15 protein-coding genes and 1 riboswitch are annotated in these 25,212 nt (G+C 56.8%); of the genes, 7 read left to right on the forward strand and 8 right to left on the reverse strand.

The genetic code is table 11. The features are described 5' to 3' along the window. Positions 1 to 9: 9 nt before the first annotated feature. The 3 genes from F3J08_RS11045 to F3J08_RS11055 are packed head-to-tail and all read right to left on the reverse strand — an operon-like array spanning position 10 to position 2,779. On the reverse strand, positions 10 to 837 hold the full coding sequence (locus F3J08_RS11045) for a heme ABC transporter ATP-binding protein (RefSeq protein WP_166929938.1): 828 nt from the start codon (positions 835 to 837) through the stop codon (positions 10 to 12). After that, positions 834 to 1,850, reverse strand: coding sequence for an iron ABC transporter permease (locus F3J08_RS11050; RefSeq protein ID WP_166929940.1), 1,017 nt, complete (start codon positions 1,848 to 1,850; stop codon positions 834 to 836). Before F3J08_RS11050 ends, F3J08_RS11045 begins: the two co-directional genes overlap by 4 nt. Then, positions 1,847 to 2,779 (reverse strand): hemin ABC transporter substrate-binding protein, encoded by a 933-nt coding sequence (locus tag F3J08_RS11055; protein WP_166929942.1) that lies wholly within the window; start codon positions 2,777 to 2,779, stop codon positions 1,847 to 1,849. Before F3J08_RS11055 ends, F3J08_RS11050 begins: the two co-directional genes overlap by 4 nt. A 157-nt stretch (positions 2,780 to 2,936) precedes the next feature. Here F3J08_RS11055 and F3J08_RS11060 point away from each other — a divergent pair, with 157 nt between their 5' ends. The 7 genes from F3J08_RS11060 to F3J08_RS11090 all read left to right on the forward strand — a co-directional run bounded on the left by F3J08_RS11060 (position 2,937) and on the right by F3J08_RS11090 (position 15,833). Next, positions 2,937 to 5,219, forward strand: a complete 2,283-nt coding sequence (locus tag F3J08_RS11060) for a TonB-dependent receptor domain-containing protein (RefSeq protein WP_166929944.1) — start codon at positions 2,937 to 2,939, stop codon at positions 5,217 to 5,219. A 102-nt stretch (positions 5,220 to 5,321) separates the two neighbouring features. Beyond that, positions 5,322 to 6,200 carry a DUF817 domain-containing protein gene (locus F3J08_RS11065; protein WP_166929946.1) on the forward strand — a complete coding sequence of 293 codons (879 nt, stop codon included), beginning with the start codon at positions 5,322 to 5,324 and terminating at the stop codon, positions 6,198 to 6,200. 59 nt (positions 6,201 to 6,259) lie between these two features. Further along, positions 6,260 to 6,688, forward strand: a complete 429-nt coding sequence (locus tag F3J08_RS11070) for a DUF2809 domain-containing protein (RefSeq protein ID WP_255493480.1) — start codon at positions 6,260 to 6,262, stop codon at positions 6,686 to 6,688. A gap of 88 nt (positions 6,689 to 6,776) precedes the next feature. Continuing rightward, complete coding sequence (locus F3J08_RS11075) at positions 6,777 to 9,170, forward strand: TonB-dependent receptor (protein WP_240149297.1); 2,394 nt, start codon at positions 6,777 to 6,779, stop codon at positions 9,168 to 9,170. 17 nt (positions 9,171 to 9,187) lie between these two features. Then, positions 9,188 to 11,209, forward strand: coding sequence for a phosphocholine-specific phospholipase C (locus tag F3J08_RS11080; RefSeq protein WP_166929950.1), 2,022 nt, complete (start codon positions 9,188 to 9,190; stop codon positions 11,207 to 11,209). A gap of 241 nt (positions 11,210 to 11,450) precedes the next feature. After that, positions 11,451 to 11,655: riboswitch (cobalamin riboswitch) on the forward strand. An 86-nt stretch (positions 11,656 to 11,741) separates the two neighbouring features. Next, the gene (locus F3J08_RS11085) at positions 11,742 to 13,973 is read left to right on the forward strand and encodes a TonB-dependent siderophore receptor (protein WP_240149298.1); all 2,232 of its coding nucleotides are present in this window, start codon (positions 11,742 to 11,744) and stop codon (positions 13,971 to 13,973) included. 615 nt (positions 13,974 to 14,588) lie between these two features. Continuing rightward, positions 14,589 to 15,833 (forward strand): cation:proton antiporter, encoded by a 1,245-nt coding sequence (locus tag F3J08_RS11090; protein WP_166929952.1) that lies wholly within the window; start codon positions 14,589 to 14,591, stop codon positions 15,831 to 15,833. 879 nt (positions 15,834 to 16,712) lie between these two features. Here the strand turns inward: F3J08_RS11090 and F3J08_RS11095 are convergent. The 5 genes from F3J08_RS11095 to F3J08_RS11115 all read right to left on the reverse strand — a co-directional run bounded on the left by F3J08_RS11095 (position 16,713) and on the right by F3J08_RS11115 (position 24,355). After that, entirely contained in the window at positions 16,713 to 17,924 is a 1,212-nt protein-coding gene (locus tag F3J08_RS11095; protein ID WP_240386525.1) for a polysaccharide biosynthesis/export family protein, read from the reverse strand. A gap of 94 nt (positions 17,925 to 18,018) precedes the next feature. Next, complete coding sequence (locus tag F3J08_RS11100; RefSeq protein WP_166929954.1) at positions 18,019 to 18,666, reverse strand: ATP-binding cassette domain-containing protein; 648 nt, start codon at positions 18,664 to 18,666, stop codon at positions 18,019 to 18,021. After that, positions 18,663 to 19,454 (reverse strand): ABC transporter permease, encoded by a 792-nt coding sequence (locus F3J08_RS11105; protein ID WP_240149299.1) that lies wholly within the window; start codon positions 19,452 to 19,454, stop codon positions 18,663 to 18,665. The genes F3J08_RS11100 and F3J08_RS11105 overlap by 4 nt, the downstream gene beginning before the upstream one ends. Before the next feature lie 5 nt (positions 19,455 to 19,459). Then, entirely contained in the window at positions 19,460 to 20,575 is a 1,116-nt protein-coding gene (locus tag F3J08_RS11110) for a capsule biosynthesis protein (protein ID WP_166929956.1), read from the reverse strand. Between the two features lie 819 nt (positions 20,576 to 21,394). Then, positions 21,395 to 24,355, reverse strand: a complete 2,961-nt coding sequence (locus F3J08_RS11115) for a glycosyltransferase (protein WP_166929958.1) — start codon at positions 24,353 to 24,355, stop codon at positions 21,395 to 21,397. Positions 24,356 to 25,212: the final 857 nt, after the last annotated feature.

Genomic DNA, 25,212 nt, shown 5'->3' on the forward strand with positions numbered 1-25,212 from the left:
TGATATTACTCATGAGAAACGGGGCGGAACGAGATCATGCGGCAGCAGAAATGGCCGCCCTGTCTCACGATGGCACCCCGGAACAACATCGGTCAGACCGAATACGTCCCGGAGCATGGAAGGTGTTATGACGGTCTCAGGAGGGCCGGCGTCGTAAATCCGCCCTCGTGCAAGCACCACAACCCTGTCGGCAAAAGCGGCGGCCCAGTTCAGATCGTGCAAGATGGCGAGACAGCCATTGCCTGCAGCCTTTCCGTCATGGAACACGCCGTTCTTGCTCGTATACGCCCGCGCGAGAGACAGAACCTGCCTCTGACGAGCGATATCCTGTGCTGAAACGGGCTCGTCCAGCAACAGGTATCCTTCATGACCATGCCAGCGCAGCTGCACCAGAATACGGGCAAGATGCGCGCGTTGACGCTCTCCACCCGAAAGACTGGTGATGTCACGCTCACTGAACGCAGCCAGACCGACTTCCTCTAGGGTCCGGGCAACGAGCGCGTCGAGGCTCACGCGAGACGGGCCCCGGGCCTGGACACCGAACCTCACCAGTTCAACAACCGAAAAGCGGGCATCAAGGCTCTGGTCCTGCGTCAGCATGGCGCGTCGGGCAGCGAGACTGGCGGGAGAGAAACGATGGAGCGGCGTGCCATCGAGCGTGACACGGCCCGAACTCGGCGTGAGCAATCCGGCAGCAACGCGCATGAGGGTCGTCTTGCCTGCTCCGTTAGGCCCAATCACCGCAATCATCTCACCCGGCGAGAGCGTGAGAGACACGCCATCGAGCAACGAACGCCCGTCATGAACGACAGAGACGTTATCGAGCATCAAGCTCATGCCGGAATTTCCTGATCACTGCTGCGCATCAGAAGCCAGATGAAAACGGGCGCACCCAGCGCCGCCGTGATAATGCCAACCGGCACATCGGAAGGGGGCGCAATGATTCGGGCCAACGTGTCGGACAGAACCAGCAGAATGGCGCCAAGCACGGCGCTGGCCGGGATAAGAATCCGATGGTCGGGTCCGCTTGCAAGGCGGACAAGATGTGGCACGATCACCCCGACAAACCCGATCACGCCTGAAAACGATACGGCCGGCCCCACTGCAAGCGTAACGGCGAACAGACAGAGATATTTCACCCGCCGCACATGGCACCCCATGAGCGCGGCATTCTCCTCACCGGCCAGCAGCAGGTTGAGCGGTCGTGAGAGCGCCCAGAGCATCAGAAGAGAGACAATGGTGAGCGGCGCCAGAATCTCGATCTCGGGCCAGCGTACGCCAGAGAGACTGCCCATCGTCCAGAAGGTCAGATCCCGCAATGCCGTATCATTGGCCCGGTAAAGCAGGATGCCGGTCGCGGACGAGGCGAGAGCGCCGAGTGCCACACCTGCAAGAACAAGACGACTGGTCGAAACACGCCCCTGACGCGTTGCAAAGGCCTGAAGCCCGGCAGTCATCACGCAGGCACCCATCATGCCACCGGCCGGAATGCCCCAATGGGCGAGAACGGTGTCACCAAACCACAGCGTGCCCTGAACGATCATCAGCGTCGCTCCCAGTGCTGCACCTGACAACACACCAATGAGGCCGGGATCGGCCAGCGGGTTGCGGAACATGCCCTGCATGACCGCCCCCGCCGCCCCGAGCCCCGCCCCGACAAGTATGGCCAGAACGATACGCGGCAGACGGATGCCCATGACGACAAGCCGCATGACCTGCGGATCGCTCAGGCCGTGGGGTGAAAAGCCGAAACCGGTCGCGCCAGAGGCCAGAGCGAGAAGAAAGCTCGACACGAGCCCGAGCCCCAGCAGGACGAAGGCCGACACCGGATTGAGGCGTCGTACATTCATGCAGGCAACGTAAGGCGGGCAACTTGCTGCGCCAGTTCAAGCGCGACTTCGGCAGTACGCGGCCCGAAGCCAAGAAGCTTCTCGCCCTCCATGTCGATAATCGCCCCTTTTTGCCCGGCGGGCGTAAGCTTGATGGCTTCATCCGCAAGGAGGGCATCCCGCATGGACTGCCCGCCCTGACTCATCATGAGAATGACGTCCGGTTGCAGCCCGATCAGAGCTTCACGCTCCAGCGCCTTGTAGCCCTGCATGCCGCTTCCAGCGTTGATACCGCCCGCCAGCGTTATGATGGCATCGGCCGCCGTCCCGGTTCCAGCGGACATCGGTCGCCCGTTGACCACACGCATGACAAACAGCACGCGGGCCTTTTTGGGGTGCAGTTCTTTCCATGCCTTGAGCGTGCGCAGCTGGTTATCGAAACGAACCACCATCGACGCCCCCTGCTCCTCGGCACCCACGATGCGCGAGAGCGTCAGGATACGGTTTTTCACACCTTCAAGAGATGGCGTTGCATCGATCATAACGATCGGGACAGGTGATTCCATAAGCTGGTCGAGCGCGTTGGGCGGCCCGGAATCATTCATCGCGAGCACCAGATCGGGCCGTAGGGACAAGACCCCTTCCGATGAGAGCTGCCGCATATAACCGACCGATTTCTTTTCGCGCAGGGCTGCCACCGGGTAGGTCGATGTAATATCGACCCCGATGATCCGCTCTCCAACACCCAGCGCATAAAGCGTCTCGGTAATCGTGCCACCGATGGAAACCATGCGCCGCATGGTGCCCAGCGTGACATGACGACCGCGGCAATCTTCCACGCGTATGGGGCGGGCCTCACCGGCCCGCGCAGCGCGCGAAGTGGCTCCGGAAACGCCGGTTGCCAATGCCGAGAGCCCGAACTGACGCCGTCCAAACAACCTGATGCTCATGGTTCCTGACCCTTTTCTGCGGGGACATGGGGGCTGTGTGGCCGGTTTCCCTCACCCGATGGAGCGGTGATTTAAAGGATGTTTTTACGTCTTGCAAGTGCGAGTCATTCTCAATAACCGTTCGCAACATCATTCACCGACTCGCAGGGCCAACGCCATGATCACTACCCGCCGGGTACTTTCTCTTTCGACGTCACTCGCCCTGATCACCCTTGTTCCGGTTCAGGCACGCGCCCAGACCGGCGATGCCCCGTCTACCGGTCAGGATCTGGGACCTCACGCGCCTCAAATGGTGCAAAACCAGCACACGCCGACTGGCAGCGCACACGCCTCTCCCCCATCAGCGCGTGCGGCAGCGAGCACAACGACCGCGACCGGAGCCACGCAACTGGCCCGCACAGAAGCACGGTCGGGCACCGTAACCCGTAGCAACGGCAACGAGATCACCCTGCCTAGCGTGAAGGTTCATGGAACGAACGAAATCGCCGTGCCGCAGGCGAGCTCAACACTGACCCGTAATGACATGCTTCGTGTCGCCCCTACCGAACCCTACATGATCCTCACCGGGCTGCCGGGCGTCTATTTCCAGAATGACGGCTCCCCCTCCCTCGCGATCTCCATACGCGGTATGCAGGATTTCGGACGGGTAAATGTCATGGTGGATGGCGCAAGGCAGGACTTCCAGACCAGCAGCCATGGTGCGAATGGCAGTGTCTATGTCGACCCGGCCTTGCTTGCGGGGCTGGATGTCTCTCGTGGCACGGTCTCGACCGCTGATGGTGCGGGTGCCATCGCAGGCGTTGTGAACATGCACACGCTGGGCGTTGATGACCTGGTCGATTCAGGCAAACGCTACGGTGTGATGGCGCGCGCACTGGGCGGCACCAATGATTATGATGGTTCGGGCGTGGTCGGCGCGGGTGTCAGGGTGCGCCCCTGGCTGGGTCTGGCTGCAGCCTTCAGCATGCGCAGCTCGGGCGATTACGAGGATGGCGCCGGCACGCGTATTCCCGATACCTACCAGCGTATGCAGTCCGGCCTGTTCAAGATCGACATCAAGCCCGGCATGGACCAAAGCCTGACCCTGGGGACAGTCATCTATCACAATGAATTCGGACAGGGCACCGAAGGCATCTACGCGGGCAACAAGATAGAGAACAATCAGGGCAATCTGGAGTATCGCTTCACACCACACGACAACAAGCTCATCTCGCTGCACGTCAAGGGCTATGTGGTCTCCACCGTGCTGGACAATGCCATGCCGGCCTACCGCGCCATCACCCTCGCTGCGGCCAATCTGACGAAATACAACCTGACCACGCTGGGCTTCGAGGCGGACAACACCTCGCAATTCCCACTTGGCCCCGTGCTCGCCTCGCTCAATTATGGCGGCGAGTACTATCATGACTCCGTCAAGACGAAGGACCAGACCGGCTATGAGGGGTCCACCCCCTCCGGCGGGCGCGGGGTTGGCAGTGCCTTCACCCAGCTCGCCCTGAACTGGAAGATCGTGCAGCTGACGGGTGCCCTTCGTTACGACACCTATCATGCCTCTGGCAGCGGGGTTAATGAGGCCTCAGGCTTCACGTCAGTCAATGCGGGTGCCTTCAGCGCCTCCCGAGGCGCCGATGCCGTCAATCCCAAGGTGACATTGGCTGTCACGCCGGTGCATGGCCTGCAGCTTTATGGCAGCTACGGTCTCGGTTTTCGTCCGCCCGCCGTCACCGAGATGTTCATGGCCAGCTCGCATCCGGGCCTTGGCTTCCTCAAATTCATTCCCAACCCCAATCTCGCGCCTGAGCAGACCTATGGCTGGGAAATTGGTGCCAAGCTGCATTATCGTGACGTGCTGACGGATGGCGACAAGGTGACATTCGACGGCGATTATTTCGACACGCGCATCAAGAACTATATCGCCCAGACGCGTGTGATCGGACGTCCGGCGGCTGGCTCCTATATCCCGACCTACGGGTATTTCTACCAGAACATGGCGGGTAACACCTTCACGCGCGGCTTCGAGGGGCAGGCGCGCTACGATAACCGCCTGGTCTTTGCAACGCTGTCGTACACCAATACGACCACAAAGCTGCCGCGCGCCGATTACACTGGCTTCGGCGCCATGCTCACCACGCCGCCACGTTCGGTTCTGGCAGGGACGGTCGGGCTGCATCTTTTCGACAACAAGCTCTCGCTCGGTGCCCGTATCCGGGCCGCCACCCAAACGCTGGGCAGGCCCTCAAGCAGCACGGCGCTCTACCCCAAGCAAGGCGGTTATGTGGTGTTCGACATGTTCGGGTCTTACCAGATCACCCATCAGATTCAGGCGTTCATCAATGCCGACAACATCACCAATCGTCGCTATTATACGAGCCAGATCTCGACCATTCCTAACCAAGGCCTGACCGTCATGGGGGGGCTGAATTTCGCTCTCTCCCGCTGAGCGCAGCAGCCTTTCTCGCTGCGTATCGTGAGCGACAAACGGGCCTCTTGCCTTTGGTCACGGGGTGCGGCAATGGCGCGGCAAACGACAAGGAGCCGCGCCATGAACGCCCCGTCCCAGCCCCATACCAGCGCTACAGCCAATCTCGAGCACAAACTCGGGCGTGTAGTCAGAAAGTATCTTCACGGCTTCTCAGGTCTGTTTGTTCTCTTCGTCCTCAAGCAGGGCTGGGCCTGCCTGTTCGGAGGGCTGATGCTGGCGGCCATTCTGGTCTCACACTGGGTCTGGTCACCCCAATGGGCGATTACCCGTTACGACGCGCTTTTCCTGTTCGCCATCGCAACCCAGATCCTGTTTCTTGTCTTCAGGCTTGAAACCGAAAGAGAAGCCCTGATCATTCTTGCCTTCCATATCACGGGCACGGCCATGGAGTGGTTCAAGGTGTCCGCCGGATCATGGGCCTATCCCGAGCCCGGGTTCTTCAAGATCCTTCATGTGCCGCTCTTTTCGGGCTTCATGTATGCCTCGGTGGGCAGTTACATGGCGCGTGTCATACGCCTTTTCGATATGCGCTTCGAGCCTTATCCGGATTTCAGGCTTTCACTGCTCCTGGCGCTTGCCATCTATGCCAATTTCTTCACGCACCATTATCTTCCGGACCTGCGCTGGCTGCTTGTTGTCGCGACCGTTCTTCTTTATCGGCACTGCGTCATCCATTATCGGATCGTCGATGTTTTCTGGCGCATGCCCTTGCCTCTGGCCGCCTTCTTCTCAAGCGTTGCCCTGTGGATTGCGGAAAATATCGGCACCTTCACCGGAACATGGCTCTACGCAAAGCGTGATTTTACATGGGTCGTCCATCCCCAGAAACTCGTTTCCTGGTATCTGCTGCTGTACGTCGCCTTCATCACGGTCACACTGCTTCTGCGGCCTGATCGTCCGCAACATCTCGCAAACGCGGTGGAGGCAGGAGGGCGGTGAGACCGACGGAGAAAAGTTTGCTCCCTCCTCGACATGAGATTCCGGGGCGTCTGCACTCAATGGGGCTGTGTCTGCTTGTCGTGACGCTCGGTCTGTTTTGCCGCCTTGCCCCTCTTGGCTTGCCTCTGGTTGTCAGGAAATGGAGTGGATCCATCCTCTGGGGGGCCATGTTCTGGTTCCTTGCCCTGCTGCTCACAGGTGGGAAATCCTTGAGGCGCGCGCTTTTTATCGCCGCCCTTGGAGCCGGCGCCAGCGAGTGTATCAAGCTGGCTCATTCTGAAGCTCTGGAAATGTTGCGGCGCAATAGTGTCGGACATTTCCTGCTGGGCCAGCAATTCTCGTGGCTCAACCTTATCGCCTATATCACGGGAATTGCGTTCGCGCTGGCCGCAACCCGCGCGCTTAGAGCGCGCTTAGAGCGAGATCAGAGAGGCCTGTTTAGAGTTTTACTATATGACAGAGTGATGAATGTTTTGTTTCCGATTTGATTTTAATAAAACCATAATACTTTGACACGTCCTGTCACGATAATGACCAGCCGCATCGTGACCCTCTCGGACGAAACGGCTCCTCTCAATGAAACTCAGACATCGTCTCATTATCTCGGCCAGCCTTCCGGCCCTGCTTGTCGCAACGCACCCCGCAGCGATGGCCCAGAATGGTACGGTTGCACAGCGTGACGCGGCTCAGCCCGAGCCGAAAAAAACGCGAAAGCTTCAATCAGCCGGCAGGCGCGCAGTGCCAACAGCTGTCACGCCAAAAACCTCAGTCGAGGCAAAATCGCCTGAATCGATCATCGTGCTTGGTGCTGGTCAGGCCCGCGAAACACAGACGATCTCCCGCACGGCGATACAGGAATACACACCGGGTACGAGCCCGTTCAAGGCGCTGTCGAAACTGCCGGGTGTCATGTTCACCTCGTCCGATCCGCTCGGCTCCTATGAATGGTCGCAGCAGATCATCATTCGTGGCTTCGACCAGAGCCGGCTTGGCTTCACCTTTGATGGCGTCCCGTTGGGCAATCTGGCCTATGGCAATGATAACGGGCTTTCCATCGGTCGCGCCTTGCAAACCGAGAATAACGGCCCCGCCACGCTGACGCAGGGCGCAGGGGCTGTGGGTGTCGCAGCATCCAATGACCTCGGTGGTGCGCTTCAATTCACCTCCATCGATCCGTCAGACAAATTCGGCGCCGATGTCAGCGGTACAATCGGCTCTGCCTCGACCTGGCGGACCTTCGCTCGCATTAATAGCGGTCTGCTCAAGGGCGGCGGCAAGTTCTATGTGTCCTATGACCATCAGGATGCGAATAAATGGAAGGGTGACGGCGTGCAGCGCCAGGACCAGGCCAATGCGAAATACGTGCAGCCATTGGGTGACAACCTGAAACTGACTGTTTTTGGTGACTGGTCCAAGCGCGCCGAGAACGACTATCAGGATCTCTCCCTCGCCCAGATCAAGACCTACGGCTATAATCTCGACAATATCACAGGCAACTATGCCCTCGCGAAGCAGATTGCCTACGCCTATCAGAATGGCACCGCCTTCCCCAAAGGCATCGAAAATCAGGATACCGTCTACTATAATGCGGGCGGCCTGCGCGAGGATGCCATGGGCTATGGCAAACTCGATTTCCGGGTCAATAATCGCCTGTCCGGCTATGTCATGGGTTATGGCCACACTAACACAGGTGAAGGCGTGTGGGTCACGCCCTACACGGCAACACCTGCACAGCTTGGCGGCTCGCCGCTTTCTACGCGCACGACGGAATACGATATCCATCGTGCCGGTTTCATTGGCAGCCTGACATACAAGATTGCCAACCATGCCATCGAAGGCGGCTTCTGGTTCGAAAACAACAATTTTAATCAGGCACGCCGGTTCTACCCGCTGGCACTGGATGGCTCGCCCTCCTCGACCCACTGGTATCGTGACAACGCCTTCGCAACGCAGTGGCAGAGTGCCTTCAACACCAAAACCTATCAGGTCCATCTGGGTGATACCTGGAAGATCACACCGAAGCTGAAGGTCAATTACGGCTTCAAGTCGCTGATCGTGGACAACACGGCACGCGCCATGAACGGCAGCTATCTGGGCACCCCCATGCCCACGGCTTATCCCTCGGGCTCGCTCAACGCCACCAATGGCTTCCTGCCGCAGGTCGGTGCGAATTATCGGTTCAACCATAACCACGAAATCTTCGTGGATTATGCGCGCAACATGGCTGCCTTCGATAGCGCCCAGACCTCGGGGCCTTTCTCGACCACAGTTGCCGGTTTCCAAGCACTTCAGGGCAAGCTGAAGCCCGAAATGTCCAACACGGAAGAACTCGGCTACCGCTATCACACCAAGACATTCCAGGCGACCGTGACAGGCTACTATGTCGAATTCGGCAATCGCCTGCTGGCTGTGACGCAGGGTGTGGGTATTCAGGGTAACGCCTCTGTTCTGTCGAATGTCGGCGGGGTGATCTCACGCGGCATCGACACTGCCGTGAACTGGCAGTTCGCACCCAACTGGTCGATTTTCGCTTCCTACGCCTTCAACAACTCCTTCTATGAGGATGATGTAATGGCTGATGGCAAGGTCTCGGCCGCCATCAAGGGCAAGAACGTGGTCGGCATGCCGCGCAATCTGGCCAATGTGCAGCTCGGCTATGATGACGGGCAGATCTGGGGCAATGTGCTCATGCAGATCCAGGATCGTCGTTACTACACCTATACGAATGATGCCTATGTGCCGGCCAATGACGTGTTCAACCTGAACCTTGGCTATCGCTTCAAGAGCCATAATTTCTGGCTTCGCGGTCTGGACACGCAGATCAACGTCTCCAACCTGTTCAACAAGCGCTATGTGGCGACAGTGGGCAGCAACGGCTTTATCAACTCCGATCCGTCCGGCACATTCCAGACGCTTCAGGCCGCAGCCCCGCGCATGGTTTTCTTCACGATCCGCAAGCACTTCAACTGAGTTCCGGAGCAGTCAGCATGAAACCCAGCCGTCGGCATTTCCTTCATCTCGGTGCTGCCGCGCTGGCAGGGACCATGTTGCCAGAAAACCTGCGTCAGGCCCTCGCCATCCCTGCCAATCGTGAAACCGGCACGATCAGGGATGTCCAGCATGTCGTTATCCTGATGCAGGAAAACCGTGCCTTTGATCACTACTTCGGCACCCTGCGTGGCGTACGTGGTTTTGGCGACCCCCGCGCCGAGAAGCAGGCGGATGGGAGCCCGGTCTTTGCCCAGAAGGACGCAACCGGCCGTGCCATATGGCCTTTCCTGTTTGATACGATCCATACTTCGGCGGCCTGCCTCAAAAGCCTTGACCATAGCTGGAAAGGCACCCAGACCGCATGGAACGAGTGGGATGGCTGGGTCCCCCCTAAAAGCCCGATGACGATGGGATATTTTACCCGCGCAGAAATTCCCTATTACTACGCACTGGCCGACGCCTTCACCATTTGCGACGCCTATCACGCTTCCATTTTCGGCCCGACCAATCCCAACCGACTCTATTTCTTTACCGGTACAAACGGCCTTGCTGTCGGCGCTGATGGCAAACAGGCGGTCGAGAATGTCGATGACGGCAACTGGTCGGCCGATATGGCGCACGACAATCCTGCCTTCACACCTTTTGATTGGACGACCTATCCCGAGCGCCTTCAGGAGGCCGGGGTGACCTGGAAATTCTACCAGGAATACGACAATTTTGGCGACAATCCCCTCGCCTCCTTCAGGCAGTTCCGTAATCTCGACAAGCAGGACTGGCGATATCGTCAGGCGCGCGCGGTCGTTCCGGGCTCAAACAAGGAGAACATGCACGAACTGGAAGGGCGCTACCTGCTGGAGGCCTTCGAGAAGGACATTGTCGATGGAACGCTGCCTCAGGTGTCGTGGATCGTCCCACCGGCGGCCCTGTCGGAGCATCCCGAAGCGCCGCCCGGCTTTGGCGAGCATCTGATTTCCAAGCTGATCGACATTTTCGTTCGACATCCCGACACATGGGCCAAGACCGTTTTCATTCTGAATTACGATGAGAATGACGGGTTTTTCGACCATGTACCGCCGCCCGTTCCCTCATCGCAAATAGCGACTGGCCAGCTTCCGGACGGTGAGGCCTTTCACGGCGAGCCGGTCGGCCTCGGGCCCCGCGTACCCGCCCTGATCATCTCGCCCTGGACGAAAGGCGGGTGGGTCAATTCTCAGGTGTTCGACCATACGTCGGTCATCCGGTTTCTGGAGCAGCGGTTCAATGTTCCCTGCCCGACCATCACACCTTGGCGGCGTGCGGTTTGCGGCGATCTGACCTCTGCCTTCGATTTCAGCAAGCCTGATGCGAAGTGGTCCGTGGCTCTTCCTGACACGAGCGCGTATCTGCCCCAGACACGAATTTCCTGTGCACACCCTCCCCCGCTCGTACCGGAACATGGCAGCCTGCCCCTGCAGGAGGCGGGTCAGCGTCCGAGCCGGGCTCTGCCTTATCGCTTCGCCGTCACAAGCCACGCCGATGCGCCGACGAAACTGGTCTTTGCCAACACGGCTGAGCAGGGTGTGGCTTTTCGTATCCGTCAGACGGGTGAGGCAAGCCAACATCTGACCGTTGCAGGCAAGACAACGGCTGTGTTCCACTGTGCTGCCTCAGGCACGGTCGAGATATACGGGCCGAACGGGTTCTACCGTCTCCATGATCCCGAGAGCCGCATCGGCCTGACGTCACAGGCGAACGGGAGCAGCCTGCAGCTGTCCTTAAACTGCGCGGGACAGGGGACCGGTGCAAACGAGCCCGTCGTGCTCTTGCTCATCGATCACTACACCGGGCAGCGACAGGACCTTTCCTTACAACCGGGGCAAATTTTGCAACACACCATACCGGTTGCCGCGAGTGACCACTGGTACCACGCCGATTGCGTCACCCGTTCGGGCAAGCTTGTTCTCTCTCTCGCGGGTCATGTCGAAAACGGATCGCCCAGCCGGTCGGACCCGCATTTCGGGCGTGGGAACCCGGCCTGAAAGCCTGTCTCATCAGGAAAACGACGTGCGTAATGCGTGGCGGGGGCGACACAGCGATAGTCGCCTGGATAGAAACAGAACCTCTTCAAGGCGTGACCCTCTCGCTCCCCAGCGCGTGGAGCACGTCTGTGCCGTCGCACGCCTGCGCACCCAAGGCCCTCAGCGCTGTCGCAAAATAGACGCAAGGAAAAGCCAAACTATAGACCAGGACCCACGCAGCATTGACAGCACGAGTTGTAAAGCTAGGGTCCGATCCGATGGTGTCCCGGAGACGGGATGAAAAGGGAACATGGTCGAACGCCATGACTGCCCCCGCAACTGTAGGTGAAGAGTGTGCGAACGTGGACCCGCCAAGGGTTCAGCCACTGGGACTATCCCCCCGGGAAGGCCAGTTCGCACATCATGACGCACAAGTCAGGAGACCTGCCATCACACGGGGTCACGGACGAGAACCGGCGGGCGGGGTGTCCTGCAGGTGGCAGGGGAAACACTGCCCATCGTAGTGACGTGAACACGGGATAGAACACATATCATGCGCCCCATGCGCTCACTCAGGGCTTGTCTTCTCACCGGCATCTCTCTCGCGCCTGCACTTGGCCTTCTGCCGCTTTCACCTGCTGCCCTCGCTCAGGAGCAAGGCAGCAACGACGAGTACATTACGGCTCATGGTGAGAGTACCGGCCTCAAGGCACGCCCAGCCATAGGCGGTCGGCTCGGACTCAGCCTCCAGCATAATCCGGCCTCGATCTCGATTATCGATCAGAAGATCATCTCGCAGCGCGGCTATGTGCATGCCGAAGATGCTGCCGATTTCGCACCGGGTGTGACCTCCGGTGGCTCGCCCGGCAATCCGGCCCAGCTCATGATGCGTGGTTTCAGCGGCAACCAGGTGCTGATCCTGCGCGACGGCTTCTATTTCGGTCCCACGACCATGGTGAACCGGCCACTCAACGCCTTCAATCTCGAGGCGGTCGAGATCCTGAAAGGCCCCTCCTCCGTTCTTTATGGCCAGGGTGCCGTCGGCGGTACTGTGGATATGCGCACGCGTACGCCGGACATGGATCATGTGCGTGCCAACGCCCTGCTCTCCTACGGGAGCTTCAATAGCTGGAATGCAGGCATTGGCGGGTCAGTGCCCCTCACCCGTACCCTGGCGATACGAAGCGATTTCAGCCGGACCTCGTCTGATGGCTATGTCAAAGGCGCCAACCCGCGCAGCAATGACTGGACCACCACGCTTCTGTGGCATCCGGACACGAAGTTCACGGCACGTATTACTGTTGATTACCTGACCGATAATCTCTCAACCTATTACGGAGCGCCGCTCGTACCGGGCTCTGCTGTAAATGACGCAGCTGGTGGGCTACTCCATTCAACTCAGGGCCTCGTCATCAGCCGAGCCTCGCTATGGCGCAACTACAATGTAGCCAACCCGCGGGCGAGCTCCGTCGATGCGACGCCGACGCTGCATCTGGACTGGGCTGCCAGCGACCATGTCTCACTGCATGACAAGGCCTATTTCCTGTATGCCAAACGTCGCTGGGACAATGCCGAGACCTACAGTTATGTCGCGTCACCCGGCGCCACTAATGCGAGCGGACAGGCAATCACGCCCGGCCGGATCGGCCGCGATCGTTTCTATGTCTATCAGAACCAGCATCAGCTTGGAGACAGCGTCGATGCCCGTTTCGATTATCCCCTGTTCGGGTTACGCAATCGCCTCGTGATTGGCGGAGATGCCTACTACATTCGCTTCATCCGCAATCGCGGCTTTCCCGATGCGGATTATGCCGACAGCGTCTCATTGACGAGCCCTGAAGGTGGCGCACTCGGGTCATTTGCCGGGGAGTATCCCTACCGTAAATCTCCCACGACCATGATCGACGCGGGCCTCTTTCTTGAGGATACCCTCTCGATCACCGACAGGCTGCGGCTGGTGGGAGGGTTCAGATATGACTGGCTTTCGCTCGACAGGCAGAACTTCAACCAGAATGGCCAGTTCAATGCGTCCACCAGCTTCAAGGGGCATTACAATCCGGCCAATTTCCGCATAGGTCCGGTCTTCGACCTGCTGCCCAATCTGAGCCTGTATGGGGTTTATACCACGGCTGAAGACCCACCGGGCTCCAATCTCTTCCTTGCCAATCGAGGGCAATTCTCCCGATTGAGTCACTCACGTCAGGGAGAGATTGGGCTCAAGGCCAGTGCTCTCTCGGGACGGCTCGTCACAACCCTGTCCTTCTACGATATCCGTCGGACGAGAGTGCTCGTCCAGACCGGACAGGACAGTGTCTCGACAGTAGGCAGCCAGAAATCGCGCGGTATGGAGTGGCAGGCCGATTGGCGCATTGACCGGCACTGGAGCGTCTCGGGGAACGTGGCCTATACCTATGCCCGTTACGGCACGTTCTTCCCGAATGCCTCGACCGATGCGAGCGGCAATCAGGTTCCGGACGTTTCGGCGGTAACGGCCAATCTATGGGGCGTATGGTCGAACGTCTTCGACCTGCCGCTCGATCTGGGTGCGGGCATGCGTTACGTCTCGGCACGCAAGGGGGACTATGCAAACACCCTTACGCTCAAGGACTATGCTCTTGTGAACGTGTTTGCTGGCTGGCATGTCTATAGGGGGATCACCCTGTATGGCCGGATCGATAATCTTGCCAACAAGCATTACGTGCAATGGGCGGACACCAGCTATCCAAGCGAGGTCCTGATCGGCGCGCCGCGCTCATTCACGATCAGCATGCAGGCCGCACTGTGAGAACGATGGGGGGGGTGATTACGCCCCCCTCCCTATGCCGGGTGCACGCTTCCCCAAGAGGTGGTAGAGAGGCGCGGCGCGTCAACCCTTATTGGGACAGAAGCTGATACCACGGATAAGTATCGCTCAAAGTAAGGGCCGACGAGAAAGATCGAGGCAATATTGTGAGCGGTGCGGAACGAAGGAGCGCAAAATCATCCGGCAAACTGGCAGGATATGGTTGGAGGGATCAGCGATGCGGCTGATCAACAGAGTCACGTGACATGGCGAGTTGCGTTCACCCTGACAGCACGTGAGCCCATGCTTGCTTGCATCGATCAAAAGAGCCCTGAGCATAAAATGCCTCGGATAGTTCACAGCCCGTTGTGCGAACACCAGCAGTTCCGTGCATAGTCACAAGCGTCAAGAATTAATACATCAAGGTGTAAGAAACAGTTATAGTGCGCTCAAATATCCATGTAAGTGCCCGCGCGTCAGGCCACAGTTCCAATACGCCTCTTCCAATTGCTGCAGGTGCGAAGATATAGCGCTTGCGATCATAAGTGATGCTGGCGCGATGATTTCCCTTCATTTGATGTTTAAGCTATCGTTTCGTGCAACGTGGAAAGGGATGGTATGAACGATTTTACGGCGCTCATCGCGGATTTGGGTTTGTTCGTCTGTGTCCCCTGGGTCCTGTGGCGCCTGCTCGGTCGCACCATACCAATCGCGGTTATCCCAATCCTTATCGGCATTCTTGCCGCAGTGTGGCATCTGCCGGTAAGATCGGCTGGATTGCCATCTTTCTATGGCGATACGATCGGCTGGGTTGCTGTGCTCGTACTGGCCTTCACTGCCGGTATGGAAATGTGGCAGCATCCCGAGGGGGACAGTGGAGACAGCAAAATCTCAACACCCTCGGTGCCACGTTTGCTTGCAGGCGCGGCAGCTGCGTTGGGTGGCCCCTTCCTGATTGGTACTGCGCTCGTTTTCTACTTTTTCCTGCCTTTACCGGGCTGGCATGCACCCGCCGTTTCTCCTCTTATAGGCGCTGCATCCATTGGCCTCTGCATAGCGGTCAGTGCGCTACCTGTTCTTATCGGAATTGTGCGCGAATTACCGATCGAGGATAAGCCACTTGGCCAGCTTGCACTCAAACTGGCTGTCATCGACGATGCGACCCTGTGGATAGGTCTTGCCCTCCTGCAATTCGCTGCAGAGCGACAAACGGCGATGCAAAGCTGGGGTCTGCGCCAGTGCCTTGCTGTTTTCCTCCTGTTAGGTCTGGGTCTCGCCGGTTCTCTGGCATCCCGGCACATTCGCAACCCGCCCAAAGCCTTGATATGGGGCGTCGTACCCGTTTATTTGATACTCGGATCTTGGGCGAGCATGACCCTCGGCCTTCATGAACTCATAGGCGCCTATTTCGCCGGGGCTTTCATGCCGCCATCCTGGGTGAAGCGTCTACCTTTCGAGGCCATCTCAACATTCTGTCTCATCTGGATTGCGCCCCTCTTTTTCGGGCATAGCGGCCTTCGTATCGACGGAGATGCTCTGACCTGGCCATCTGTTCTCGCATCCCTCTCACTCGTGCTCATTTCGATCATTGCCAAGATGGGATCGATATACGCCTTTCCTCCAGCCCCCAACCTTTCCACACGACAAACTTTTGGGCTTGGCTCGCTGCTACAATGTAAAGGCCTGATGGAGATCGTTGCTGCGACCATCCTTCATGAGCAAGGCATGCTCTCCGAATTTGCCTTCGCTTCACTCATGGTTCTCGCCGTCATTTCCACGCTACTGACTGGCCCCATGTTCCATCTGTTCAAACCCTCTACCATCACCGTTACGCCTCAGCGCACCGCGAAAGAGGAGAGTTAAGGAGTGTACCAGGGTCGTTGAAAGGTGACCTGTATACGCCGAGAGTGGCGCAATAGATCGGCATCCGTAAGATTCTCGAGCGAAGATTTCTGTACGAAATAAATATCCGAAGGTAGAAAACTCCGCCTACGGTGGTTTGCTTAGTCAATGAGCATAGTGCGACGGAGGTCGTGGCATCGACCAGAGAGGTTTTGCTGACGCTGACTATCTTGGCGACGCTTCACTCATCGCGACATGTGATGCAGGATTTGAGTTAAGCGGGAAAGGAGCCTGTGACCGCTTACTTTTGCTCTAGGACGCTGGCAGGTTTAGAGGCGACCGCTACAACCATCGTCCAGTCCGTCGTCCCTCCAACTCGTCACTTTTTCGAAGCTATTGGAGGCATTTTCCCTAGGGATCGCAGCAGAGCAGTTCGGTGTCGCTAACCTGAGCGCAAACAACGGGTGGGTTACGAGACCGATCTCCGGGCAATATCGATCTCGGGCTGTCGAGCAGAGTTACCTCTTTGACGTCATTGAGATGCCGTGCTGAGCGATTTGCTGAGCGCATCAACGGATTCCACCCTGGCTGTTGTCGTGGTGGGTCTTGATTGGGGGACCCGGCGTAGCAGGTAGCAGGGCTTCTTCGTTCGGTAGGGATTCACGCGGACAAAAGACAACATTCGTCAGTGAACCGAAGTGCCTATGGGGCATGCGCCACTTGCCTTGATGCAGGCCGGGCGCGATCAACTAGAGTCAGCCAAGTCTTCAATGGAAGGACGTGACCGGAAATCCCCCACAAGAATCCTAACGCCGGAAAATACGGGGCTTTCGACGTGGCGTGCAGTCATCGACTAACTGGCACATGGGCGCCGCTTTTGCCAGAAGCGGCGCGTGCATATCACTTTGCGACCCAAGCTGCCGTTACGGCGGGCCCGGTCAACGCGCCGATCAACTGGTTAAACTTGTAGAACCGGTTTGTCCGCGCATTCGCAATCAGCAGCACATCTTTGTTCTTCATCGGAAAGTGCTGGGCCAAGAAGTAGCTCGTAGGGTTCATCATATCGAGGTGATAGATAACCGGTACGCCTTCATTGAGCCCATGTCGGATCGCGGGGGTTTTGAGTCCCAGCGTTCGAGCTGCGGGCACATCCTCAAATCGGAACAGGAATACAGCATTAGGGTCTGCGCGAGAGTCGTTCGGTCCCCCACTACGGGCTATTGCCTCAGCAAGCGTCAGATCAGGCGATTTAAAAGGGGTCTCCGAAACATGATCTGAAGCGCCGAACACCGTATAGGTTCTGGGCTGATAGATCACTTGGATCCGGTCACCCGGCAAGCCTGCCATATCAAGGTCAGGATGGGATTGCAGTGTGCTCAGATCGGTGCCACCTGTCTTTCCATCGCGCAACAACTGCACAAACGTATCCTGCGGTGCCCATTTCGCGCCACCAGCGATAGCGATCAGATCCGATAGGCGCTCTCTCGCAGAAGAGAGTACCACACGGCCCGGCCTTTCGATCTCGCCAGAGACAATCACGGTGTTACCGATATCCCGGACGATATGCACCATCACCTGAGGATTTTCTGTCTTGCCATCGAGGTTCTGCTTGATTGCCTCCGCAATCTGCCGCGGCGTGAAGCCTACTGCCTTAATTCGCCCCGCGTAAGGTATCTCGATTGTCCCATCCGCCTCGACCTCGGTAGGCGGTAACTCCGTATTGGTAGCACCGGCACTTGTAGACGTCATGCCAGCAAGGGACGACGCGGTAGCACTGTGCGATATGTTGGAGAAAAGGCTGTTCCCAACCTCGAAAATAGAGACGGAGAGCATGTCGCCCCTGCCGACACGATCGTTGTATACGACAGGCGCGTTCTTGACCTCAAGACTCGAGATGAGCGGGGGCCGCTCCTCTGAGAGCACTGAAATTGTCTTGAGATCAACCGGCAGGATCTCAAAGCCAAGGGAGTTAATTGAAGGCTGTCCGACGCTTTTGAGAACGTTACGCTCCGACGGTCCGCTATCAGGGAGGGCACTGCACGCAGCGAGCAGGCTCACCGCCGACAACAGGCATAAATGACGCCCACCTCTTTTCAAAACAGCTCTGATCACTTCATCAACTCTTCAATCTTGTGTTTTCAGAACGATGGTCATTTTGACATGAGCATCGATGTGGGACCTGATCTTATGTATAAACCGCGGGCGCTTATAACGCCTCGTATTCCGCAATTGCTCCGTCGACAGAGTCGCAAAGACGAAGTGTGCCCTGATGAAGCAGCGCACCGCTGTCACAATGCTCTCTGATGAAACCCATGTCATGTGAGACGATCACAAGAGCCCTGTTGTTCCTCTTCCCAAATAATTCGTCCTGGCATTTTTTCATAAAACGAGCATCGCCAACCATGATAACTTCGTCGATGAGATAGCATTCAAATTCAATCGCAATCGACAGTGCAAACGCCAGACGTGCCCTCATGCCCGAGGAATAGGTTTTAACCGGCTCCCCCAACTGACTCCCCAGTTCAGCAAAATCATCGACATAAGTCCGGGTGGTGGCATAATCGAGGCCGTATATGCGACAGATGAACTTGAGATTGTCCAGACCGCTCAGACTTCCCTGAAATGCACCGCCAAACGCGAGGGGCCATGAGACGGACATCACACGCTTTACCTTGCCCGATGTCGGAATCTCGACCCCGCCAATAATCTTGATGAGAGTCGATTTTCCAGCGCCGTTTCGCCCCATGATCCCGAGTTTCTGACCAGGATTTACTGAGAATGAGACGTGATCCAGAACGCGCCGGTAGCCGCGCGCGACGTGGAAATCCTTCACGATATCAATGCAATGGATCACTGTACTTCTATGTGCTTTCTGATGTTCAGAACCAAAACAATGCCAACGAGTATCATGGCAAGGGTGATGAAGGCGTCGTAACCAATATTGTAGTGCGCGCGTGCGCTGCTCCCAAACTGACCGTGCCTGATCATCTCAATATTCTGCACACTCGGTGACCAGAGAAGCCAGCCCCGGAATTTGGGTGGCAACCAGTCGACCATCGTGAAAGCACCCGAAAAAGGAATAGCCAGATAGGCGATCACCTGAATCGATTTTTCCACCAGATCGGAAAGTTCGCTCAACGCAGCCACGATCAGCGCGCTGGCGAGACAGAACCCGATCTGCATGCCGATACCGAGATAAAGAATACCCAGATCACGGGGTGGCTGCATCAGTCCCAGAACAATGGCGGAAACAGCTACCAAAATAGCCGCCATAAGAGTTCCGACGACTTCGAGGATCACCCGGGCGAGGATGATATCGAGCGGTGTTACCTGCCGGTGAAAAAGGAGGCTACCATTCGCCTCAAAGGCTTTGACCGCACGGAACATTGCATGGCGCCACATCGTCAGAGGAACATATCCAGTGACCACAAACGCTGTCACAGGCAGCCCGTGTTCATGTGAGGGGCGAACCAGCGTCCACATGGCAGTAACGCCGCCGCAAAATAGCGCTGGCTCACCGATCATCCATAGGAAGCCGATATTTTCGCGGCCAAAACGCGTATGCAATTCGCGCATAAGAAGCGCATAGATCACGCGAGCCTGCAGGCGAAAAAGACCAAAGAGATTTTTGAGCCGCGCCATTCTGCTCATGTTGCCTGATGCTCGCGTGCGCCAGCAATCAACAGCTTACCCATCAGGTACAGCGCTGCCAAAGTGACAAAAACGATCAGCGTAGTCGCAAGCGCTTTGGGGTAAGTCGGATAGTCTGGAAGGTTAGGCTGAACGACTTCGTCAATGTAGAGACGTTGACGGTCCGCGCGTGTCTTCGCCGCCTCCAGTGCCAGTGCCGCACCTTCCAACTGTTTCTCATAAAGCGTCCGTTGTGTCGCGAGAGCATCATATTCAGTGATACGCGGTACAAGAGAGTTATCCGGACCGACAACAGAGCCGGTGATCGCCTGAATCTGTTTCTTGAGGATACGAATGCGCTCCTTGAGTACGGGAAGCAGCGGGCTATGAGGCGCAGCCACCTGGAGTTGTTCGACCTGTCCCTGATTATTAGTCAGCATCACTGTGAGTTCGTGAGCCTGAGCAAGGACTGGGGCCGACTGCTTAAGCGGGTCAATCAAGGAGACTTTTGTGCGGTACTCAGCGATCTTGCCGTTAACCTCTTCCAATGCCGCGCGAGCGCTCTCCAACTCTTTCCTGGAACTGCTGATCAGATTCTCCCGCTGACGCGCATTCATGCGGTTCACCAGTTGCTCGGCGGCGATCATCAACGAGCGTGCGAGCAATTGCGAGTCCTGAGGCGAGAATGTTCGCACGGAGAGCGTAGAAATTCCGCTGGTGGAGTCCAGCTCCGCCAGTACATGGCGCTGATAATATCGATAAAAATGCTCGCGTGTCTGGCCCTGCAGGAAGTTGGGGAACCGGGCGATGAAGTCAGCATTGCGACGCGCAAAGATCGACTGCAGATCGTCATCCTTGATCAGTAGGTCCATCGCATCACGGGACATCATGTAGTCCTGCACCGCATAGGTATCTTCACTGGTGGCACTACCACTCCCGGTGGTTTCAAGCAGGCTCGCCAGAGCACCAGGAGGAGCAACACCCTCACCGCGAACTACAAACTGGGCCTCTGATACGTACTGAGGCGTCGCGATAAAGATGAAATATGAAATCGTGAGTATGGTTGGCAAAATAACCAACAAACTGAATGAAGAATATACGTATTTTGTTAGTAGCGCTTTAGTATTTGACATACGCTTATCAGGCTCATTCTGCAATCGATGGTGTGGCGCGGGACCCGTCATCAATACCTCACCAGAGGCGTATATTACAATGGCAATCCCGCTCCAAATCTCCTGCAAACGCGTAACTCCTGCGTATCGGCACTTCCTCGGGCCCGGCCCGACACTCTCGAAGAGATAGCCAATCGCGGAAAGCGCGTTTGCACCTCGCTGGTCGCCCCGTCATTGCGTTTGGCACGGGAGACTGGCGCTGGACGGTAAGCCATGTCCACCGGAGTCAGCTTCTCCGCCCTCTTGCGTACGACAATGCGCGATAGATAAAATGGGTGAAATCGATGCTGGTAGCCTCTCGACGATCATACAACTTCGCTCACACTCGCAGGACTGGGACAGCGGACCAGTCATCGGGAGCATAACCCAGTTGCGATTGTGCCTAGAGCCACCGCCCACGCTACACTCGCGGATCTCCACCTTAAGCGATCAGTCATATTGAGATATAAATCGCATTGCTTTGGCACAGTGGCTCCCTGAGAGATACCCGACGATCCACCGACGAGGCCAAGCGCGCGCTTTTTGGCTAACCCGCTCGTGGATATCGAGTCGAAACAAGATTCGCAGGATGCGGCGAAAACGCCGCAAAAATACTGTCAGCTATCTGCGGAGCTCGAGGCGACACCCTAACAAAACACTGCTCGAGACGCTGTGGATTGTTTGGGATCGATTTGACAGCGTATATTGATGCCAACGGTCATCATGAGCTTGGTCCCAGTGCCTTTGGGAGTTCGGTGCCCGACAAAACAAGCCGATACCAAAATCCCAAAGACCACGAGATCAGTTCATAAGGTAGAAGGAGACGAGACGACGCATGCTCGTCTCCCCCAAGAGTTCTTCCATCGACTCACGTGCAGCGCGACCGATCCTCATTCTGAGATCCGGATCAGCGGCAAGCGCCTTGATCAGAGCGACCGCCTCTTCCGTCTCGTCGAAGAGAAAACCGTTCACGCCATGCTCGATAACCTGAGCATATCCTCCGTTACGGCTCGCTACCACCGGCAAACCGCAAGCCATAGCTTCAATCACAACCCGCCCCCAAGGCTCGATCCAGGTTGATGTCCGGTAGAAGTAGCAATCAAGCGACTGCAGGAACGGCACCATATCGCCCGAGCGAGCCGGGAGGAGTTCCATTCCCTTGATAGATGGGAACAGGGGTTCCATGCACGTACCGCCCAGTATCTGTGAGGTTCCGCCCGCCTGTGCTACCGCCTCGTACACTTTCCAGTCCTCGACATGATGTTTTTCCATCACGTCCCGACTGTGTCGACCCAAGGTGAATTTGTGATCAGCGGCACGCGGCGCCTTGATCGGCGAGAATGCGACGATATCTGTTGGAGAGGGCTCAAACAACCCAGGCAGATCGACCTCGTGCTGCATCATATCCGAACAATAAAGGAGTTCGGAGCGCACGCCGCAACGTTCCCAGACTTCGCGCACGCGGTCAAATACCATCGGCGCTTCGAACGTGTTGTACAGAAAGATAACGCGTGAGGGTTGCGCATAGGCCAACCAGTCTCCGATATCGAAGTACACGCCGACAAACACGATGACGCCCGAATAGGGAACCTTGCCTTGCGCAGGCTCGATCGGGCTGACAAGCCCCTGCTCATGGAAGCGCGGGTGCGGCATCTCAGGCGCCCAAAGCTTCACATTGGCGAATTTACCCACACGCTCGGCGATATCCAGTGCATGAAGTTCGCTGCCTCCGGAGACCTGCTCAAACTTATTGATAATATGAACAACCGGGTGAAGATGCTTGGGTTTGGAGACAATTTTCTCGATTTCAAGCACGGAGGCATCTCTGACGTACTCAGCAATATCCGCCCGGACTCTCACCGCGGCCGACTTCCACGCGTGCTGGACGTTGTCACCGCCATCGGCCAACGGACCCACGGGCAAGCGTCGATCATTCATCTTCATGCCCTTGATGTACGGCCACATCCAGCCGAGCATCCTGGGATCACACGCTGTGGCGTTGATCAGGGTTGGCATGAGGTCTTCGCGGCCAACAACCACAAGGTGCCGTATTATACCATAAAGACGCTTGCTAGACTCCCGGTTCGATGACTGTGGTACGACCGACAGGATTTCTTCGAGGTGCGAGTCAAGCTTGCCAAGGTAGGCGGCGATCTGAATTTTGAGATCTACGACGGTCCAGCTGGCTGAGTACTGCTCGAGAATTGCAAGTTGCTGCCATGCCTCCTGGAAGCGCCCGTTGGCCAGCAAGAACCAAACCAGGAATTCCCCTACGGTTGCGTCATCAGGGTTGGTATTGAGCCGCTCCTTGCAGATGCTGAGTACGAGGTCCATCTGCCTCATTTCATAAGCGCTTCTTGCAAGCTCAACGTGACCAATGTCGAACTCGGGATATATCTTGTTTATCCGCTTCCACCGATCATAGGTTGCTTGCTTGTCTCGACGGCGCATAGCCATATGGGCAAGACCAACGAGGGCACCCTGCGACTGGAACTGGCGGGTTGCAACGTCACTGAAATGAGCTTCTGCAGCATCAATGCTTACAGCGTTCGCAAGGGCATAACCCAGAAGGACGCTCACTCCCTCGTCGTCACCACATTTCTCAAGAAAAAAATTCAGGCGACGCGTTGCGTCGAGGAAATTGCCCGCGAGGAATGCAATATCTGCGTAAGTGCGCAGACTTTCTTCCGTGGTACCATGGTCCGCGATATACTCGCGTATCATCTTGTCGGCGATATCAGGTGACAGCGTTGCTGCAACGAGCTTGATATATTCTAGTCTATGCCACAGGCTATGGTGCCACTTACGATTCAGCCATCGGCACAAAAGGCGAGCATGTCGACCCTGACCATCATTTTTGTATGCGCTCATCAAGTCATGCACGAGATTCCAGTCATCCCGCCTACCAGCCGCACCAGCATAGATACGTGCCAGTTTGAGATCACCCAGCTTGAGCGCCACCGAAAAAGCACGGTCACGAAATCGCGTTTCATCCGGTGCTGTCTCGATCGCACGCGCACACAGGCGCAGCACTTCTCTCCAACGTCCGAGCTTCTCATTCAGATCGGAAGCAAGCCACAGGAAATCGGGGTGGCAATCCTGCCGGGCGATATGCGGATCGAGTGCGTCGAGCCCGCTCAACACTGATCCAGCACGCAGGTGCGCAGACGCAATCTCAAACGCCACCCCGGAGTCATCGACAGCAACCTCAACCGGTACGTTCACAAGGTTGTCGGGTTCGCGCAACCGAAGCAGTTCCAAACGCAAGGAATGATAGAGCGGAATGTCTGTAGCGGCAGGGTTCGCTTTGAGCGCTCTATCCAGCAGAACCGAAGCCTGCTCCACTCGTCCTGTGCGCAAAGCAGAGAGAGACAAATGCAACGTGATGAGCAGCGTGTCTGCCGGCGGGTTCAGCGCTGCGGCGACCGCACAGTCCTGCCAACAGCCATAAGCGTCATCCCATTGCCCCATACGTTCGTAAACGCCCGCCATGCCGATCAGGGGCGTGACTGCACCCGGCTCGACCTCCGCTGCCTTACGAAAAGAGTCCAGCGATTGATGCCACAGACCCAGTTCGTTCTGCACATTCCCCAACTGAAGCCACGGATTGATCTCATCGGGGGTCAGGCAAGCAATCTCGGCCCATAATCTTGCTGCTTCGCTCCAGTTGCGCGCTGCCTGAGCCTCTGTAGCCTGAGCTTTTTCCCTGACAAGCCGGGAGTTCGTCCCTTTTTTCAGAGGCCGTTTTTTGCCAAAAAACATTTTCCAGTACCCTTCAAGCGGCTCTCGGGCCAGCGACCCTCGCAATATGAGTCCCTTATTCATCATTTGATTTATTGTGCATAGATTAAATCACATCCACGTTGTTGCGGACCATCCAGCATCAGGGTCGATGCAGAATCTCGTTTTCGGAAGGCGCACCAAGCCGCGGGGTATTAGATAGAATAGTATAATATTTGATCCGGGAAACTAATGACGACCCACAAATGTTGTCATATGTTTTTGATATTTTTCAGGTAACTGATGGATATGAAAGCTTCCTGTGGTCTGATTTTCGATTTATCTTGATTCATATGTGGATTCTTATTTTCCACGCTGCCAATTCCGAAGTATTATACGGGTGATATTGGTGTTATTAAATGTCAAATTCGAATTCTCGATCTAGGCCGCAATTCGATCTTTTCTTAATTGGATGCGCACCTGATTGATAAGGTGACCAAGGGGAAGTTTTCCGCTAGGCATCTGGCTCATGAATCACTCTTGGTAACCCACAATGAATTAGGTTATGCGCCATTCTAGCTTCGGCGGGCTACCCATCCTGTCATTTTATGTCATCATAGGTAATTCGATCACTCTAACCGCAGCGTCCGCGTTGTAATCCTCTCCCGATCAGGGAGAGCTTCGCATTCCGGAGCAGTTTTTTCGAGGGGTCCACAGGCTTTATCAAGCCAGCGAAGCCGTGAGTACCATCCATTGAAAAACGGAGTCATACAATCGTCGATATACCGCTTGGGTAGCGCCTCTCTCGAAGCCGGCACTAACCGGCATACCGACGGGAGTGGCCGCGTTTCATCCCTGCGGATCTGATTCAGAGCGGGCCGCGATTGGAGGATCATTCA

The sequence above is a fragment of the Asaia sp. As-1742 genome, from assembly GCF_011753235.1.
Classification (GTDB): domain Bacteria; phylum Pseudomonadota; class Alphaproteobacteria; order Acetobacterales; family Acetobacteraceae; genus Asaia; species Asaia bogorensis_B.

Bases quoted from the DNA above. Each gene is read 5' to 3' on its own strand.
- F3J08_RS11090 (WP_166929952.1), top strand. From the start codon at position 14,589: ATGAACGATTTTACGGCGCTCATCGCGGATTTGGGTTTGTTCGTCTGT.
- F3J08_RS11105 (WP_240149299.1), bottom strand. From the start codon at position 19,454: ATGGCGCGGCTCAAAAATCTCTTTGGTCTTTTTCGCCTGCAGGCTCGC.
- F3J08_RS11050 (WP_166929940.1), bottom strand. From the start codon at position 1,850: ATGAATGTACGACGCCTCAATCCGGTGTCGGCCTTCGTCCTGCTGGGG.
- F3J08_RS11060 (WP_166929944.1), top strand. From the start codon at position 2,937: ATGATCACTACCCGCCGGGTACTTTCTCTTTCGACGTCACTCGCCCTG.
- F3J08_RS11115 (WP_166929958.1), bottom strand. From the start codon at position 24,355: ATGTTTTTTGGCAAAAAACGGCCTCTGAAAAAAGGGACGAACTCCCGG.
- F3J08_RS11075 (WP_240149297.1), top strand. From the start codon at position 6,777: ATGAAACTCAGACATCGTCTCATTATCTCGGCCAGCCTTCCGGCCCTG.
- F3J08_RS11085 (WP_240149298.1), top strand. From the start codon at position 11,742: ATGCGCCCCATGCGCTCACTCAGGGCTTGTCTTCTCACCGGCATCTCT.
- F3J08_RS11110 (WP_166929956.1), bottom strand. From the start codon at position 20,575: ATGTCAAATACTAAAGCGCTACTAACAAAATACGTATATTCTTCATTC.
- F3J08_RS11055 (WP_166929942.1), bottom strand. From the start codon at position 2,779: ATGAGCATCAGGTTGTTTGGACGGCGTCAGTTCGGGCTCTCGGCATTG.
- F3J08_RS11045 (WP_166929938.1), bottom strand. From the start codon at position 837: ATGAGCTTGATGCTCGATAACGTCTCTGTCGTTCATGACGGGCGTTCG.
- F3J08_RS11065 (WP_166929946.1), top strand. From the start codon at position 5,322: ATGAACGCCCCGTCCCAGCCCCATACCAGCGCTACAGCCAATCTCGAG.
- F3J08_RS11080 (WP_166929950.1), top strand. From the start codon at position 9,188: ATGAAACCCAGCCGTCGGCATTTCCTTCATCTCGGTGCTGCCGCGCTG.
- F3J08_RS11070 (WP_255493480.1), top strand. From the start codon at position 6,260: ATGGGGCTGTGTCTGCTTGTCGTGACGCTCGGTCTGTTTTGCCGCCTT.